Raw genomic sequence first — 14,615 nt, 5'->3', positions numbered from 1 at the left:
CCGGGGAGCGTACGAACACCGCCGCCACGGGCGAACCCCCCATGCCGGGTCCGTTCACCCCGTCCCCTGCGGCATCCGTCCCGGTATGGGCCATGTCATCCGCCAACTCGGCCGTACCGGACGCCCGTAGCGCGCATCTGGGCGGCGGTGGCACAGATCACAGCGACCAGGATCCCGCCCAGGAGGAAGATGTACGAACCGACCCCCGCGCCGAAGAGGAAGTCGCCTTCCGGCCGGACGTTGCTGAGCAGCGCGAACACCGTCACCAGCCAGGCCGCGCCGGGCACCAGCACGCCCGCGGAGGTGCCGGTCGCCCGGACGCCCCCGTAGAAGAGGCCGCCCACCCCGGCCAGCGCCAGCACCAACCCGCCGGGGAACCAGGCCGCTTGCACCAGCGTTCCGGCGCAGGCGACCAGGACGCCCGTGAGCAGCAGAAGCACATATATGGCGATCCGGCCCGGCGTCAGCGGTGCGGTCAGCGCAGCACCGGCCGACGGCGCCACCCGGGCGCCCGGCCGCGCACCGGACGTCCCGCCCGAGCCGGCCCGGGACCGCTGCCCCTTGCCGGCGGCCTCTCGGCCGTTTCCCTCGGCGGCGCTCCCGCCGCCCTTCGCCGTACTCATTTCGCCGCCTCCTCGAACCGGGCACTCTCCTCCATACCCGCTATGTCACCTGTTCCTGCGAAAAGGTCGTCCTCGCGTGCGCCGTCCGCGGCACCCGGGGCCCCGTGGACCAACCGATAGTGCTCCGTACCGAACAGCGGCTGGCCCAAATCGTTCGAGAGCGCGAAGAACGGCCCGTCGACCGCGATCTGCGTGTAGTGCGCCCGCATCGCCGCGGTCTTCGCCGCCGTGTGCGCCCGCTCGCCGGTGAGCGAGGCCGTGACCTCGGAGTCCGGCACCACCCCCGGCACATCGTCGGCGGTGGCGATCCCGGGGAAGCGGTGCCCGGCCGCGCGCAGCCGGGCGAAGCCCTCCTCGACCACGGAGCGGGGGTTGCAGTTCCAGTAGATCTTCGCGATCGCGTGCGCGCCGCCCAGCTCGGGCCGGAAGTCCGCCCGCGCGGCCAGCTCGGCACCCCGCATGGCCACCCGGTGGGCCTGGATGTGATCGGGGTGGCCGTAGCCGCCGTCCGGGTCGTAGGTGACCAGGACCTGCGGCCGGACCTCGCGGATCACGGCGACCAGATGGCCGGCCGCCTCGTCGAGCGGGGCCTGCCAGAAGGCGTCCGGCCGCTCGTTCTGCGGCGCGCCCATCATCCCGGAGTCCCGGTAGCGGCCGGGACCACCGAGGAAGCGGTGGTCCGTGACGCCCAGGGCCGCCATCGCCGCGCCCAGCTCGCCGACGCGGTACTCGCCCAGGGTGTCGTCGCGGTCCGGCGCCAGATGGGCGAGCTCGGGCGGGATGACCTCGCCCTCCTCGCCGCGGGTGCAGGTCACGAGGGTGACCCGCGCGCCCTGGGCCGCGTACCTGGCCATGGTCACGCCGTTGTTGATCGACTCGTCGTCGGGGTGCGCGTGCACCAGCAGCAGCCGACGGGAGGCGGCCGGGCGCGAGGCACCGCCCTCACGGGGGGCCGGCCGGGAACGGGCGGGCTGATCGCTCATACGGACAGCCTACGAGCCGTCCGGCCCGCCTCCCGCAGGCCGTCCCGGCAGTCCGCCGTGCGCCCGGCCCGAGGGCGGACGCACGGCGGACCAGGCCGGCCGGGGCCGGCTCAGAACTTGATGTTCCCGAGCATGCCGGCGACGTTCGTCGTCAGCTGCTTGATCGTCGGAGCGATGGACGAGCTGGCCAGATAGAAGCCCAGCAGCATGCACACCAAGGCATGCGGCGTCTTCAGTCCGGACTTCTTGACAAGCAAGAAGACGATGATCGCCAGCAGCACCACCGCCGAAATCGAGAGTGCCACGGCGGCTCACCTCCAAGTACTCACGGTCCGAACAGAGTTGATGGTGTCCGGACCACTTCCGCGGACCCGCACACCGGGTATGCCAAGGGCTCTTTACCCCGTACCCACGGCACCCAAGGGATCATAACTTTCCGTCCTAGCGCATAAGTCGGAGCACGGAAGCAGAGCGGGGGCGCACACGATCTTCACGAGCGCGACCGCGGTGAGCCCGTCCCCCTCAGGGGGTGTCGTTCGGATCACGGTGGACCAGGGAGCGGGGGCCGGCGCACTTCGTCCGCTGCGCTCCCTCCGTCTCGGCTCGGCAAAGCGCCTTCGGATGCCGAGCGCGATCGCAGGGCGCAGGAGGGAGTCGACGCGGAGCGGTTGGGGTCTCCCCTGCTCGAACGAAGCCGGGAGTTCGGGGAAGAGTGACGACAACGCGGCCAGGGTGTGTGCCAGGCCCCGCGAGCCCGCCATGATCCGAACGACACCCCCTAGGCTCACCCCATGACCGGACAGCCTTCGTTCCCGCGGCAGTACGCCCGTACGCAGCGCTTCACCCTGGGCACCCCGCGCGGCTACGCCCTCTCCCCCGACGGCGCGCGCGTCGTCTTCCTCCGATCCCGTTCGGGCACCGATCGCAGCCAGCAGTTGTGGGTGCTCGACCTGGAAGCGGGGCGGGAGTTCACGGCCGCCGATCCGCAGGCCCTGCTGGCCGGAGCGGAAGAGGATCTTCCGCCGCAGGAGCGGGCCCGCCGCGAGCGCAGCCGGGAGAGCTCGGCGGGCATCGTCGGCTATGCGACGGACGCCGCCGTGGAGTTGGCGGCGTTCACCCTCTCCGGCCGGCTGTTCGTCTCCGAACTCCGGGCCGGCACCACCCGTGAACTCCCGGTCGAGGGACCCGTCGTGGACCCCCGGCCGTCGCCGGACGGCCGGCATGTCGCCTTTGTGTCCGAGGGCCGGCTGCGGGTGGTCGCGGTGGACGGCGCCACGACCTCGGACGGGGACGACACCGGCCGAGCGGGCGACGGGTCGGCGGACCGGGTGCTGGCCGAGCCCGACGGCCCCGAGGTGACCTGGGGCCTCGCGGAGTTCATCGCGGCCGAGGAGATGGGCCGCTACCGGGGCTTCTGGTGGTCCCCGGACAGCGACGCGGTGCTGGCGGCGCGGGTCGACGAGGCGCCGGTAGCGCGCTGGTGGATCTCCGACCCGGCCCATCCGGAGCGCGAGCCGGTCCGGGTCGCGTACCCGGCGGCGGGCACCCGCAACGCCGAGGTCACGCTGACCCTGTTCGGCCTGGACGGCGCGCGCACGGACCTCACCTGGGACACCGAGCGCTACCCCTACCTCGCGCGCGTCCACTGGTCCGCGGCCGGGCCCCCGCTGCTGCTCGTCCAGGCCCGCGACCAGCGCGACCAGCGCTATCTGGCCGTCGACACCGCGACCGGCGCGACCAGGACGGTGCACGAGGAGGAGGACGAGGCGTGGGTCGAGCCCTTCCCCGGGGCGCCGGCCTGGACGCCCGACGGGCGGCTGGTGCGGATCGCGGACGAGGGCGGCGCCCGCCGGCTGTTCGTCGGCGACCGCCCGCTGACCGGCGCTCCCCTGCACGTCCGGGCCGTCCTGGACATCGGCGAGGACGACGTCCTCTTCTCCGCGAGCGGCGCCGACATGCACGACATCGGCGTCTACCGCGCCTGGTTCCGCGGCAGCGGTGACCAGGGCGGCTGGGAGCGGGTGGGCGGGCGCCCGTACCCGACGGTGTCGTCCGCGGTGCGCGGCGGCGCGGTGACCGTGCTGTCGCAGACGTCGCTGGAGCGGCCCGGCACCCGGGTGGAGGTGGTGCGGCTGGACCCCGACGGCGGGGAGAAGACGCTCGCCACCATCGGCTCCTGCGCCGAGGAGCCGGTGCTGACCGCCCGGCCCCGGCTCGTCCTGGCCGGGGAACGCGAGATCCCGTGTGCGGTACTGCTGCCCGGCGACTATCAGGAGGGCGACGGTCCGCTGCCGGTGCTGATGGACCCGTACGGCGGACCGCACGGCCAGCGGGTGATCGCCGCGCACCACGCCCATCTGACCTCGCAGTGGTTCGCCGACCAGGGGTTCGCGGTGATCGTCGCGGACGGCCGGGGCACCCCGGGCCGCTCCCCCGCGTGGGAGAAGGCGATGTTCCGCGACCTCGCGGACGTCGCCCTGGACGACCAGGTCCACGCCCTCCAGGCGCTGGCCGGTTCCTTTCCCCTGGACATGGCGCGGGTGGCGATCCGCGGCTGGTCCTTCGGCGGCTATCTCGCGGGGCTCGCGGCGCTGCGCCGCCCCGACGTCTTCCATGCGGCGGTGGTCGGTGCGCCGGTGACCGACCTGCGCCTGTACGACACCCACTACCAGGAGCGCTACCTCGGCCACCCGGACGAGGAACCGGCGGTCTACGCGGCGAACTCGCTGGTCACGGACGAGGGGCTGTCCGGGGCGGTGGAGCCGCACCGCCCGATGCTGGTCGTGCACGGCCTCGCGGACGACAACGTGGTGGTGGCCCACTCGCTGCGGCTCTCCTCGGCGCTGCTGGCCGCCGGCCGCCGGCACGAGGTGCTGCCGCTGTCCGGGGTGACGCACATGGCGTCGCAGGAGCAGGTGGCCGAAAACCTCCTGCTGCTCCAGGTCGACTTCCTCAAGCGGTCGCTGGGGATGCGCTCCTGAGGCGGCAGCGCGCAGCGGGGCCGTCTCACCAGCCGGGCGGGAGCCTGGACGGCGGGGGCGGGGCGTGCGGCGGCCGCGCCTCGCCCGGGGCGGAGCCGTACGCCAGGACACCGCCCGCGCCCGGGACGGCATCCGGTACGCCGGGCCGGGCCGCCGCGTAGAGCACGATCAGTCCGGCGGCCACCAGGAACGCCGCGGTGCCCGCTTCCAGCTGGGCCCGCAGGGGCAGCGCGCCGAGGCGGCCCAACTCCCCGGTGCGGGCGGCGAAGACCAGCGCCGCGGACCCGTGCACCAGCAGCAGGGCAGCGGCGGTCAGCGCCGCGGGCCGGGACCAGGGCGCGCGGCGCAGGACGGCGGCCGCGGCCCCCAGGGCCAGCAGCGCGAGCGCCGCCGCCTGCCAGTGCACCGGCGGCTGCAGCAGGGCGCGGAAGACGGACGCGTCCCCGAGCAGGCCCTTGCGGTAGACGTCCGCGTCGAGCTGCCGCTGCCAGTGGATCTCCCAGCCGGCCACGGCGAGTCCGGCGGCGCCCAGCAGGACGCCGGCCGTCACGGCCGCGCCCTTGTACGGCCGGCCGGGCCCCTCGGGTCCCGGCCCGTCGGGCACCGCGTGGACCACGCCGTACGCCGAGGACGCCACCGCCGGCAGCCCGCGCGCCCCGCGTCCCGTGTGCCGGCCCGTCCCGCCGCCCGGCCGCCGGCCCGCCGCGACCACCACGAACAGGGCGAGGGCCAGGGCGAGCTGGGTGAGGGCGGTCAGCCGGGCCCGCGTGGTGAGACCGCTGTCCAGGCCCTGGAGCCAGCCCGCGCCCAGCATCCACACCAGCGGGAGGCGCAGCAGCGCGGTGGCGGCCGCCAGCGAGAGGAGCGCGCCCGCGGCCACCGACGGGGCGACGGCGCTGCGCACCGCGGCGACCGCGACGACGAGCGCGCCGAGCACCAGCAGCGGGTCGAGCACCGAGGTGGCCCAGGCGGTGAACTCCCGCGGCCTGCGTGCCTCTCCGAGCCAGGTCCACCACACATCGGCGCCGTGCTCGGCGACGGTCAGGTCCCGGATGATCCAGCCCGCGGTGAGCAGTGCGAGCAGCAGGCAGACGAGCGCGCCGAGGCCGCGCGCGCCGCGGGTGAGAACGCCGTCCCGCGCTGTGGACACGGCCAGCCCCCCGTCCGTGTCGTTGTAGCGGGTGGTCCCTGGCACCCCGTGGACGCGGTGCCTACCGCAGGTCTACTCCAGACCCGGCGCGGGGACAACAGACGGGCAGAGAGCAGCGGACGATATGTCCGTAAAACGGCAACCGGCCGGAACGCCGCCTGGCGTTCCGGCCGGTCTACGGCACCCGCACGGCCGTACGTTGTTCATCATGGCGCGTCCGTATATCGGTGTTGCGACAGTGAAGTTGCCTTCATGTTAAAGACGTTCGTACCGATATGTCCCCCATGCCGTATATCACGCCCACCTGTCAAGCACGCCATGGCGACAACTTGCGCAATCTTCGCTCAAGAAGTAGACGACCTGTTCACGAGCACCCCCGATCCTATTGACTCCGCCATAAATCACTTGCGAAAGTCCGCTCATCCAGCGGTGCAATCGGTGCCGCTTCACGTTCCAAGAGAACTCGGCGCGGGGGCACTTCGCGATGACTAGTCCGTCCCAGACCGCGGGGACCACGACCGACACCCCAGGTCCTGGCCCTGAAGGACTGACCTCGAAGAAGAACGGCAAGAAGGGCAAAAACGATCCGCTGCAGGGCCGTTCGCCCGGCCAGCTGATGTGGGCGCGCTTCAAGCGCGACCGGATCGGCGTGATCAGTGCCGGAGTCGTGATCTTCTTCTTCCTGATCGGCCTGCTCGCACCGCTCATCTCCAAGATCTACGGCAAGGACCCGTACACCCGTTACGGGCAGACCACCCCGGGGCTGCTGGTCAACCAGTACCCGGCCGGGCCCAACGGCGGTATCTCCGGGGACTTCTGGTTCGGCATCGAGCCCGGCCTGGGCCGCGATGTCTTCATGCAGCTGCTCTACGGCATCCGCAACACGCTCGGCCTCGCGGTGGCCATCACCCTGGTCTCGGTGCTCACCGCGATCCTGCTGGGCGTCGCCGCCGGCTACTTCGGCGGACGCACCGACTACTTCATCGGCCGGTTCATCGACCTGCTGATGGCCTTCCCCCAGCAGCTCTTCTTCGTGGCCTTCGTGCCCGTCGTGGGGGCCATCTTCGTGGCTCCCGAGGACGAGATGCCTGAGTGGCTACGCGCGTCGATCATCATCCTGGTCATGTGGTTCCTGGGCTGGATGAGCCTGGCCCGGCTGCTCCGCGGACAGACGCTGTCGCTGCGCGAGCGGGAGTTCGTCGAGGCCGCCAAGGTCAGCGGCGCCTCTCCGTGGCGGATCATCCGCCGCGAGCTGGTGCCCAACGTGATGACGCCGATCCTGGTGCAGACGACCTACATGCTGCCGAACTTCGTGACCTCCATCGCGGGGCTCTCGTTCCTCGGCGTCGGCCTCGTCGAGCCCACGCCCGACTGGGGCCGGATGTTCGCCAACGCGGCGGACTACTACCGCAACGACATCACGTACTTGTTCTTCCCCGGCCTCGCGATGGTCATCTTCATCGTCGCGTTCAACCTGCTCGGGGACTCGGTCCGGGACGCCTTCGACCCGAAGAGGGCTCGGTGAATCCGTTCCGCGGGGGGGTGCTGCCACCCCACCAGCACCGCATCAGTCAGGCAGCAGCAACGGATCAACGACAGGCAGGTGCATCCACCACCATGAGCAACGTTCGTATGCGCAGAGCGCGCGCCACCGTCGTGGCGCTGGCCGCGGGGGCCATGGTCCTCACCGCGTGCAGCAGCGGCGCCGGAAAGGGCGCCGGCGACGACGACGCCCGCAAGAACGCCGAGAAGCAGCGCGCCCAGATCACCTTCGGTGACGCCGCCGCTTCCAAGGGACCCGCCGAGGCCGTGCCCGGCGCGACCCCGGGCGGCACCATCAAGGTCTACCAGCGCGACACCTACGCGCACCTCGACCCGGCGCAGATCTACGTCTCCGACCAGGGCACCGTCTCCAGCCTGCTGTTCCGAAGGCTGACGAACTACCACCTGGACAACAAGGGCAAGTACACCGTCGTCGGCGACCTCGCCACGGACAGCGGCCAGAAGTCCGACGGCGGCAAGACCTGGACGTACAAGCTCAAGGACGGCATCAAGTTCGAGGACGGCAAGCCGATCACCTCGGACGACATCCGCCACACCTTCGAGCGGCAGTTCGCGGACTTCATCTCCAGCGGCCCGACGTACGTCCAGCGCTGGCTGGCCGACTCGACCGACTACCGCAAGCTCCTCAAGGGCGGCCCCTACGGCGGGAAGCACCTGCCCAAGGACGTGCTGGACACCCCGGACGACAAGACCATCGTCTTCCACTTCAAGAAGCCCGTGGGTGACCTGCCCTACGCGCTGGCGATGGCGGGCTACGGCGTCGTCGAGAAGAGCAAGGACACCAAGGAGAAGTACGACAAGGCCCCGGTCGCTTCGGGCCCGTACAAGATCCAGCCCGGGTCGTTCAAGAACGGCAAGGGCATCACGCTGGTCAAGAACACCAACTGGGACCCGAACACCGACATCACGCGTCACCAGTACGTCGACAAGTTCGACATCCAGTTCAGCGTGGCCTTCACCGACTCCACCCAGCGCCTGATGGCCGACAACGCGGACAACCAGACCGCGGTCAGCTTCAACAACCAGGTGGACGCGGCGAGCATGCAGCAGGTCGCCAACGACCCGAAGATCAAGGCGCGTTCGACCTCCGGCTACCAGCCCTACGTCGGCGTCATGAACTTCAACATGCGCCACCTGAAGGACAAGAGGATCCGCGAGGCCATCGCCTACGCCCTGCCGACGCAGTCCGTCCTCGACGCCTACGGCACCCCGGGCGGCGGTGAGCTGGCGGGCAGCTACATCAGCCCGACGCTGACCGGCTACAAGGACATCGACCCCTACGGCAAGCTCAAGAAGCCGCTGGGCGACATCGACAAGGCCAAGAAGATCCTGAAGGAAGCCGGCAAGACCGGCATGAAGCTGACCTACGCGCACAACACGGCGACCGAGCCGTCGAAGTACTCCGTCGCGGTGGTCGACAACCTCAAGAAGGCCGGCTTCAACGTCCAGAGCAAGGAACTGCCGCCGGACACCTACTACGACATCATCGGCAAGACGGACAACAAGTTCGACCTCTACCCCTCGGCGTGGGGTGCGGACTGGCCGAGCGCGCTGACGGTGCTCCCCCCGGTGTACGACGGCCGGCAGATCCAGGACGGCGGGACCAACTACTCGCTGTACAACAACCCGGCGACCAACAAGGAGATCGACCGGATCGAGCAGGAGACGGACCAGCAGAAGGCTGCTGACGACTGGTTCAAGCTCGGCGAGAAGATCCTCAAGGACGACCTCCCGCAGATCCCGACCTTCTACTACAAGCAGATCCAGCTGCACGGTTCCAAGGTCGGCGGCGTCGTGAACAACGACATCATCAGCTCCGTCGACCCGACCAAGATGTACGTCAAGAAGTAACCGCGACCGTACCGGTTACCCAGGCACGGTGTGCCCGCCTCACAGGGCGGGCACACCGTGCACCTCACCCCACACCTCCGCTGCCCCACGAGAGCTGCGATCTGCCATGCTTCGATTCCTCTTCCGCCGGTCTCTCGGCGCGATCGTGATCCTGCTGCTCATCAGCGCGTTCACGTTCTTCCTCTTCTTCGCCGCCCCCAGGGACCCCGCGCTGCTCGCGTGCGGAAGGAACTGCGGCCCCCAGGCACTCGCGATCATCCACAAGAACATGGGGCTCGACCAGCCGATCCTGGTGCAGTACTGGCACTTCATGTCCGGCATCGTCACCGGCCGTGACTTCGCCCAGGGCCCGTGCCCCGCCCCCTGCTTCGGCTACTCCTTCGCCACCGGCGACGCGGTGTGGAACACCATCGTCGACCGCTTCCCGATCACGCTGTCGCTGACCCTCGGTGCCGCCGCGGTCTTCCTGCTCGTCGGTCTGGCCACCGGCATGGTCGCCGCCTGGAAGCAGGGCTCGCTGATCGACAAGTTCTTCAGCTCGGCCTCGCTGGTGCTCAGCTCGATGCAGATCTACTTCGTCGGCCCGATCGTGCTGGCGTTGCTGGTCTACAACACCAATCTGCTGGGGCAGCCCAAGTACGTGCCCATCACCCAGGATCCCGTCGGCTGGTTCATGGGCCTGCTGATCCCGTGGTGTGTGCTCTCGATCATCTTCACCGCGCAGTACACCCGTATGGCGCGCTCCGCGATGATCGAGCAGTTGCAGGAGGAGCACGTCCGCACGGCCCGTGCCAAGGGCATGTCGGCCGCGACGGTCTTCTTCCGCTACGCCTGGCGCGGCTCGCTGATCCCCATCGTCACCATCTTCGGCATCGACCTCGGCACCCTCTTCGGCGGCGCCATGATCACCGAGGTGACCTTCGCCCTGCCGGGTCTGGGGACCCTGTCGATGCAGTCGGTGCTCAACACCGACCTGCCCACGGTCATGGGCGTGATGCTCTTCGCAGCCGCGTTCATCATCCTGTTCAACATCATCGTGGACGCCTGCTACGCGTTCATCGACCCGCGCGTGCGTCTGTCCTAGGAGAACCACCAGTGACCACACTCACCAAACCCGAGGGTGCGCCGGTCCCGACCGGATCTGATGCGTTTCTCTCCGTACGCGACCTGCATGTGCGGTTCTCCACCGAGGACGGCATCGTCAAGGCGGTCGACGGTCTCTCCTTCGACCTGGAACGCGGTCAGACGCTCGGCATCGTCGGCGAGTCGGGCTCCGGCAAGTCGGTGACCAACCTGTCCATCCTGGGGCTGCACGACCCGAAGGCCACCGAGATCGGCGGCGAGATCGTGCTGGACGGCCAGGAGTTGACCGGGGCCAGGGAGAAGACCCTGGAGAAGCTCCGCGGCAACAAGATGGCCATGATCTTCCAGGACGCGCTGACCGCCCTGTCGCCGTACTACACCATCGGCCGGCAGATCGCGGAGCCGTTCATCAAGCACACCGGCGCCACCAAGCGCGAGGGCCGGCTGCGGGCCATCGAGATGCTGACCAAGGTCGGCATCCCGCAGCCCGACCTGCGGGTGGACGACTACCCGCACCAGTTCTCCGGCGGTATGCGCCAGCGCGCCATGATCGCCATGGCGCTGGTCTGCAACCCCCAGCTCCTGATCGCCGACGAGCCGACCACCGCCCTGGACGTCACCGTCCAGGCGCAGATCCTCGACCTGCTCAAGGACCTCCAGCAGGAGTTCGGCTCCGCGATCATCCTGATCACCCATGACCTGGGCGTGGTCGCCAACACCGCGGACGACGTGCTGGTGATGTACGGCGGCCGGGCCGTCGAGCGCGGCTCCGTCAAGGAGATCCTCACCCAGCCCCGGCACCCGTACACCTGGGGCCTGCTGAGCTCGATGCCGCGGCTGTCCTCGGACGTCAGCGAGGCGCTGCACCCGATCCCCGGTACCCCGCCGAGCCTGCTCAACCCGCCCTCCGGCTGCGCCTTCAACCCGCGCTGCGGCTTCACCGGCGAGGTCGGGGGCACCCGCTGCACCGACGAGCGGCCCACGCTGGCACTGGGGCGCGCGGCCGCGTGCCATCTGAGCGCCGAGCAGAAGCAGACCCTCTTCACCGAGCAGATCAAGCCCCGGCTGGGCTAGGGAGCGACCACCATGACAGAGAACGTCACCCTCCCGGCGCCGCGTGGCGCCGCGCCCGCCCCGGGCGAGCCACTGCTGACCGCCGAAGGCCTGACCAAGCACTTCCCGATCTACGGCGGCTTCCCGTTCAAGCGGAAGGTCGGTGCGGTCCAGGCGGTCGACGGCCTCGACCTGACGGTGCACGCCGGCGAGAGCTTCGGCCTGGTCGGCGAGTCGGGCTGCGGCAAGTCCACCACCGGGCGGCTGCTCACCCGGCTCATGGAGCCGACCGCCGGCAAGATCACGTACGCGGGCCGGGACATCACCCACGCGGGCCGCAAGGAGCTGGCGCCGATCCGCTCCGAGATCCAGATGATCTTCCAGGACCCGTACGCCTCGCTGAACCCGCGGCAGACGGTGGGCACCATCATCGGCGGCCCGATGGAGATCAACGGGATCAACCCGCCCGGTGGCCGGGAGAAGCGGATCCGCGAGCTCCTGGAGACCGTGGGTCTCAACCCGGAGCACTACAACCGCTTCCCGCACGAGTTCTCCGGCGGCCAGCGCCAGCGCATCGGCGTGGCCCGGGCGCTCGCCCTGGAACCGAAGCTGATCATCGCCGACGAGCCGGTCTCCGCGCTGGACGTCTCCATCCAGGCGCAGGTCGTCAACCTGCTCCAGAAGCTCCAGCGCGAACTGGGCATCGCGTTCCTCTTCATCGCCCACGACCTGGCGGTCGTGCGGCACTTCAGCGAGCGGGTCGCGGTGATGTACCTCGGCAAGATCGTCGAGGTGGGCACCCGCGACGAGATCTACCGCCGGCCGCGCCACCCGTACACCCACGCCCTGCTCTCGGCGGTGCCCGAGGCCAAGCTGGTGGAGAGCGAGGAGGAGGACCGCGAGCGCATCCGCCTCGCCGGTGACGTCCCCTCCCCCGTCAACCCGCCCTCCGGCTGCCGGTTCCGTACCCGGTGCTGGAAGGCGCAGGACAAGTGCGCGACCGAGGAGCCGCCGCTGGTCCGGATCGGCGGCAACGCCGAGGGACACCTGACGGCCTGCCACTTCCCCGAGGATCCGACCACCGCGGCCCGGGACGAGGACATCATCCTCGACCCGGCGCTGGCCGCGATGGAGGACGTCGAGCCGGCCGGCGGGACCGGCACGGACGACTGACGCACCCCCGCACCACGCCGGAGCCCGCTTCCCCGGAGGGAGGCGGGCTCCGGCGCGTCTCACTCGCTCGCCACCACCTGCCGCTCCTCGGCGAAGTGGCAGGCCGAGGCGTGGGCGGCCGGTCCCGCCGCCTCCAGGAGCCCCGCCGGCACCTCCAGCGGCGGTACCACGTCCGCGCACACCTGCTGTGCCTTCCAGCAGCGGGTGCGGAAGCGGCAGCCGGAGGGCGGGTGGGCGGGCGAGGGGACGTCGCCCGCCAGCAGGATGCGGTCGCGCCGGGTGCGCGCCTCGGGATCGGGGACGGGCACGGCGGACAGCAGGGCCTGGGTGTACGGGTGGGTGGGGTGCTCGTAGATCTGGTCCTCGGTGCCGGTCTCGGCGAGCCGGCCCAGGTACATCACCGCGACGCGGTCGGAGATGTGCCGTACGACGGACAGGTCGTGGGCGATGAAGACGTACGACAGGTCGAACTCGTCCTGCAACTGCTCCAGCAGATTGACCACTTGGGCCTGGACCGAGACGTCCAGCGCCGAGACCGGCTCGTCGGCGACGATGATCTCCGGGCGCAGGGCGAGGCCGCGGGCGATGCCGATGCGCTGGCGCTGCCCGCCGGAGAACTGGTGCGGATAGCGGTTGATGTACTCGGGGTTGAGCCCGACCACGTCCAGGAGTTCTTGGACCTTTCTGCGGCGGTCCCCCTTGGGGGCCACCTCGGGGTGGATCTCGTACGGCTCGCCGATGATGTCGCCGACGGTCATCCGCGGGTTCAGGGAGGTGTAGGGGTCCTGGAAGACCATCTGGATGTTGCGCCGTACGGCCCGCAGCGCCCGCCCGGAGAGGGCGCTGATGTCCTCGCCCCGGTACCGGATCCGACCCGCCGTCGGGCGTTCGAGGCCGACCAGCAGCTTGGCGATGGTGGACTTCCCGCAGCCGGACTCGCCGACGATACCGAGCGTCTCGCCCTGGCGGAGGGTGAAGGAGACGCCGTCGACGGCCCGTACCGCGCCGATCTGCTTGTGGAAGAGCACCCCACGGGTGAGCGGGAAGTGTTTGACCAGATCGCGGACCTCCAGCAGCGGCGCCGCCGCACCGGCCGCCGGGCTGCCGTCCTCACCGGGCCCCATCGAGCGTCTCCTTCCAGAAGTGGCAGGCGCTGGTCCGGCCGGGTCCGGCCTCGTGGAGCGGCGGGAGTTCGGTGCGGCAGACGTCCCGGGCCAGCGGGCAGCGCGGATGGAAGGGGCAACCCGGCGGAATGGCGGTCAGGTTGGGCGGCAGGCCCTTGATGGCGAAGAGCCGCTGCCCCTTCTGGTCCAGCCGCGGGATGGACTCCAGCAGACCGCGGGTGTACGGGTGCGCGGGCGCCCGGTAGAGCTGGTGGACGGGGGCGGTCTCGACGATCCGGCCCGCGTACATCACCGCGATGGTGTCGGCGACGTCCGCCACCACCCCGAGGTCGTGGGTGATCAGGATCAGCCCCATGGTGAGTTCGCGCTGCAGCTCCGCCAGCAGGTCCATCACCTGCGCCTGGACGGTGACGTCCAGCGCCGTGGTCGGCTCGTCCGCGATGATCAGGTCGGGGCCGAGGGCCAGCGCCATCGCGATCATGATGCGCTGGCGCATCCCGCCGGAGAACTGGTGCGGATAGTCGCCCACCCGCTCCCGGGCCGCGGGGATGCCGACCCGCTCCATCAGCTCCACGGCCCTGCCGCGGGCCTCCTTGCGGGACATCCCCTCGTGGACCTCGAACATCTCCCCGAGCTGCGCGCCGACGGTGAGGACCGGGTTCAGCGCGGACAGGGCGTCCTGGAAGATCATCGCCATCTTCGCGCCGCGGATCCGGCGCCGCTCCTCCCGGCCCAGGGTCAGCAGATCGCGCCCCTGGAAGACGATCTCGCCGCCGGTGACGAACCCGGGCGGGGAGTCGAGGATGCCCATCACGGCCTGTGCGGTGACGGACTTGCCGGAGCCGGATTCGCCGAGCACCGCCAGCGTCTGCCCCGGCGCCACGTGGTAGCTGACGCCGTTGACGGCCTTCGCCACGCCGTCGCGGGTGCGGAACTCGACCCGCAGGTCGCGCACGTCGAGCAGCGGCGCGTCCGCGAGCGCCGTGCCACCGCCCGCGGGCCTGCGGTCCGCGTCCTCGTTCGTCATCGTC

Annotated in this window: 12 protein-coding genes; 6 read left to right on the top strand and 6 right to left on the bottom strand. The window is 70.6% G+C overall.

Going from position 1 to position 14,615, the window contains the following annotated elements:
• Positions 1–95: 95 nt before the first annotated feature.
• The 3 genes from AB0411_RS19175 to AB0411_RS19165 all read right to left on the bottom strand — a co-directional run bounded on the left by AB0411_RS19175 (position 96) and on the right by AB0411_RS19165 (position 1,911).
• Positions 96–623: a DUF6113 family protein gene (locus AB0411_RS19175; RefSeq protein WP_366418463.1), complete on the bottom strand. Its 528-nt coding sequence runs from the start codon at positions 621–623 to the stop codon at positions 96–98.
• The gene (gene mshB, locus AB0411_RS19170) at positions 620–1,606 is read right to left on the bottom strand and encodes an N-acetyl-1-D-myo-inositol-2-amino-2-deoxy-alpha-D-glucopyranoside deacetylase (protein ID WP_366418462.1); all 987 of its coding nucleotides are present in this window, start codon (positions 1,604–1,606) and stop codon (positions 620–622) included. The genes AB0411_RS19175 and mshB overlap by 4 nt, the downstream gene beginning before the upstream one ends.
• Before the next feature lie 110 nt (positions 1,607–1,716).
• Entirely contained in the window at positions 1,717–1,911 is a 195-nt protein-coding gene (locus AB0411_RS19165) for a hypothetical protein (protein ID WP_086718640.1), read from the bottom strand.
• 486 nt (positions 1,912–2,397) lie between these two features.
• Between AB0411_RS19165 and AB0411_RS19160 the strand changes: the two genes are divergently transcribed.
• Positions 2,398–4,587, top strand: coding sequence for a prolyl oligopeptidase family serine peptidase (locus AB0411_RS19160; protein WP_366418461.1), 2,190 nt, complete (start codon positions 2,398–2,400; stop codon positions 4,585–4,587).
• A gap of 25 nt (positions 4,588–4,612) precedes the next feature.
• Here the strand turns inward: AB0411_RS19160 and AB0411_RS19155 are convergent, their stop codons facing one another.
• Positions 4,613–5,737 (bottom strand): hypothetical protein, encoded by a 1,125-nt coding sequence (locus AB0411_RS19155; RefSeq protein WP_366418460.1) that lies wholly within the window; start codon positions 5,735–5,737, stop codon positions 4,613–4,615.
• Between the two features lie 484 nt (positions 5,738–6,221).
• Between AB0411_RS19155 and AB0411_RS19150 the strand changes: the two genes are divergently transcribed.
• The 5 genes from AB0411_RS19150 to AB0411_RS19130 all read left to right on the top strand — a co-directional run bounded on the left by AB0411_RS19150 (position 6,222) and on the right by AB0411_RS19130 (position 12,460).
• Positions 6,222–7,262, top strand: coding sequence for an ABC transporter permease (locus AB0411_RS19150; protein WP_366418459.1), 1,041 nt, complete (start codon positions 6,222–6,224; stop codon positions 7,260–7,262).
• Positions 7,263–7,354: 92 nt separating this feature from the next.
• Positions 7,355–9,151: an ABC transporter substrate-binding protein gene (locus AB0411_RS19145; protein ID WP_366418458.1), complete on the top strand. Its 1,797-nt coding sequence runs from the start codon at positions 7,355–7,357 to the stop codon at positions 9,149–9,151.
• Positions 9,152–9,257: 106 nt separating this feature from the next.
• Positions 9,258–10,235 carry an ABC transporter permease gene (locus AB0411_RS19140; protein WP_086718644.1) on the top strand — a complete coding sequence of 326 codons (978 nt, stop codon included), beginning with the start codon at positions 9,258–9,260 and terminating at the stop codon, positions 10,233–10,235.
• 11 nt (positions 10,236–10,246) lie between these two features.
• Positions 10,247–11,308 (top strand): ABC transporter ATP-binding protein, encoded by a 1,062-nt coding sequence (locus tag AB0411_RS19135; protein WP_086718645.1) that lies wholly within the window; start codon positions 10,247–10,249, stop codon positions 11,306–11,308.
• Between the two features lie 12 nt (positions 11,309–11,320).
• The gene (locus AB0411_RS19130) at positions 11,321–12,460 is read left to right on the top strand and encodes an ABC transporter ATP-binding protein (protein ID WP_366418457.1); all 1,140 of its coding nucleotides are present in this window, start codon (positions 11,321–11,323) and stop codon (positions 12,458–12,460) included.
• A 59-nt stretch (positions 12,461–12,519) separates the two neighbouring features.
• Here the strand turns inward: AB0411_RS19130 and AB0411_RS19125 are convergent, their stop codons facing one another.
• Together AB0411_RS19125 and AB0411_RS19120 are read right to left on the bottom strand one after the other, a co-directional pair.
• Positions 12,520–13,584, bottom strand: a complete 1,065-nt coding sequence (locus tag AB0411_RS19125) for an ABC transporter ATP-binding protein (RefSeq protein ID WP_366418456.1) — start codon at positions 13,582–13,584, stop codon at positions 12,520–12,522.
• Entirely contained in the window at positions 13,571–14,611 is a 1,041-nt protein-coding gene (locus AB0411_RS19120) for an ABC transporter ATP-binding protein (RefSeq protein ID WP_366418455.1), read from the bottom strand. The genes AB0411_RS19125 and AB0411_RS19120 overlap by 14 nt, the downstream gene beginning before the upstream one ends.
• Between the last annotated feature and the right edge of the window lie 4 nt (positions 14,612–14,615).

The organism is Streptomyces angustmyceticus (assembly GCF_040701845.1).
Taxonomy (GTDB): domain Bacteria; phylum Actinomycetota; class Actinomycetes; order Streptomycetales; family Streptomycetaceae; genus Streptomyces; species Streptomyces angustmyceticus_A.
Note: the sequence above shows the minus strand (reverse complement) of the source record. Positions and strands in the feature narration are given on the sequence as shown.

Coding starts and splice junctions, on each gene's coding strand:
- AB0411_RS19175 (WP_366418463.1), bottom strand. CDS start 623: ATGAGTACGGCGAAGGGCGGCGGGAGCGCCGCCGAGGGAAACGGCCGA.
- mshB (WP_366418462.1), bottom strand. CDS start 1,606: ATGAGCGATCAGCCCGCCCGTTCCCGGCCGGCCCCCCGTGAGGGCGGT.
- AB0411_RS19160 (WP_366418461.1), top strand. CDS start 2,398: ATGACCGGACAGCCTTCGTTCCCGCGGCAGTACGCCCGTACGCAGCGC.
- AB0411_RS19150 (WP_366418459.1), top strand. CDS start 6,222: ATGACTAGTCCGTCCCAGACCGCGGGGACCACGACCGACACCCCAGGT.
- AB0411_RS19145 (WP_366418458.1), top strand. CDS start 7,355: ATGAGCAACGTTCGTATGCGCAGAGCGCGCGCCACCGTCGTGGCGCTG.
- AB0411_RS19140 (WP_086718644.1), top strand. CDS start 9,258: ATGCTTCGATTCCTCTTCCGCCGGTCTCTCGGCGCGATCGTGATCCTG.
- AB0411_RS19130 (WP_366418457.1), top strand. CDS start 11,321: ATGACAGAGAACGTCACCCTCCCGGCGCCGCGTGGCGCCGCGCCCGCC.
- AB0411_RS19125 (WP_366418456.1), bottom strand. CDS start 13,584: ATGGGGCCCGGTGAGGACGGCAGCCCGGCGGCCGGTGCGGCGGCGCCG.
- AB0411_RS19120 (WP_366418455.1), bottom strand. CDS start 14,611: ATGACGAACGAGGACGCGGACCGCAGGCCCGCGGGCGGTGGCACGGCG.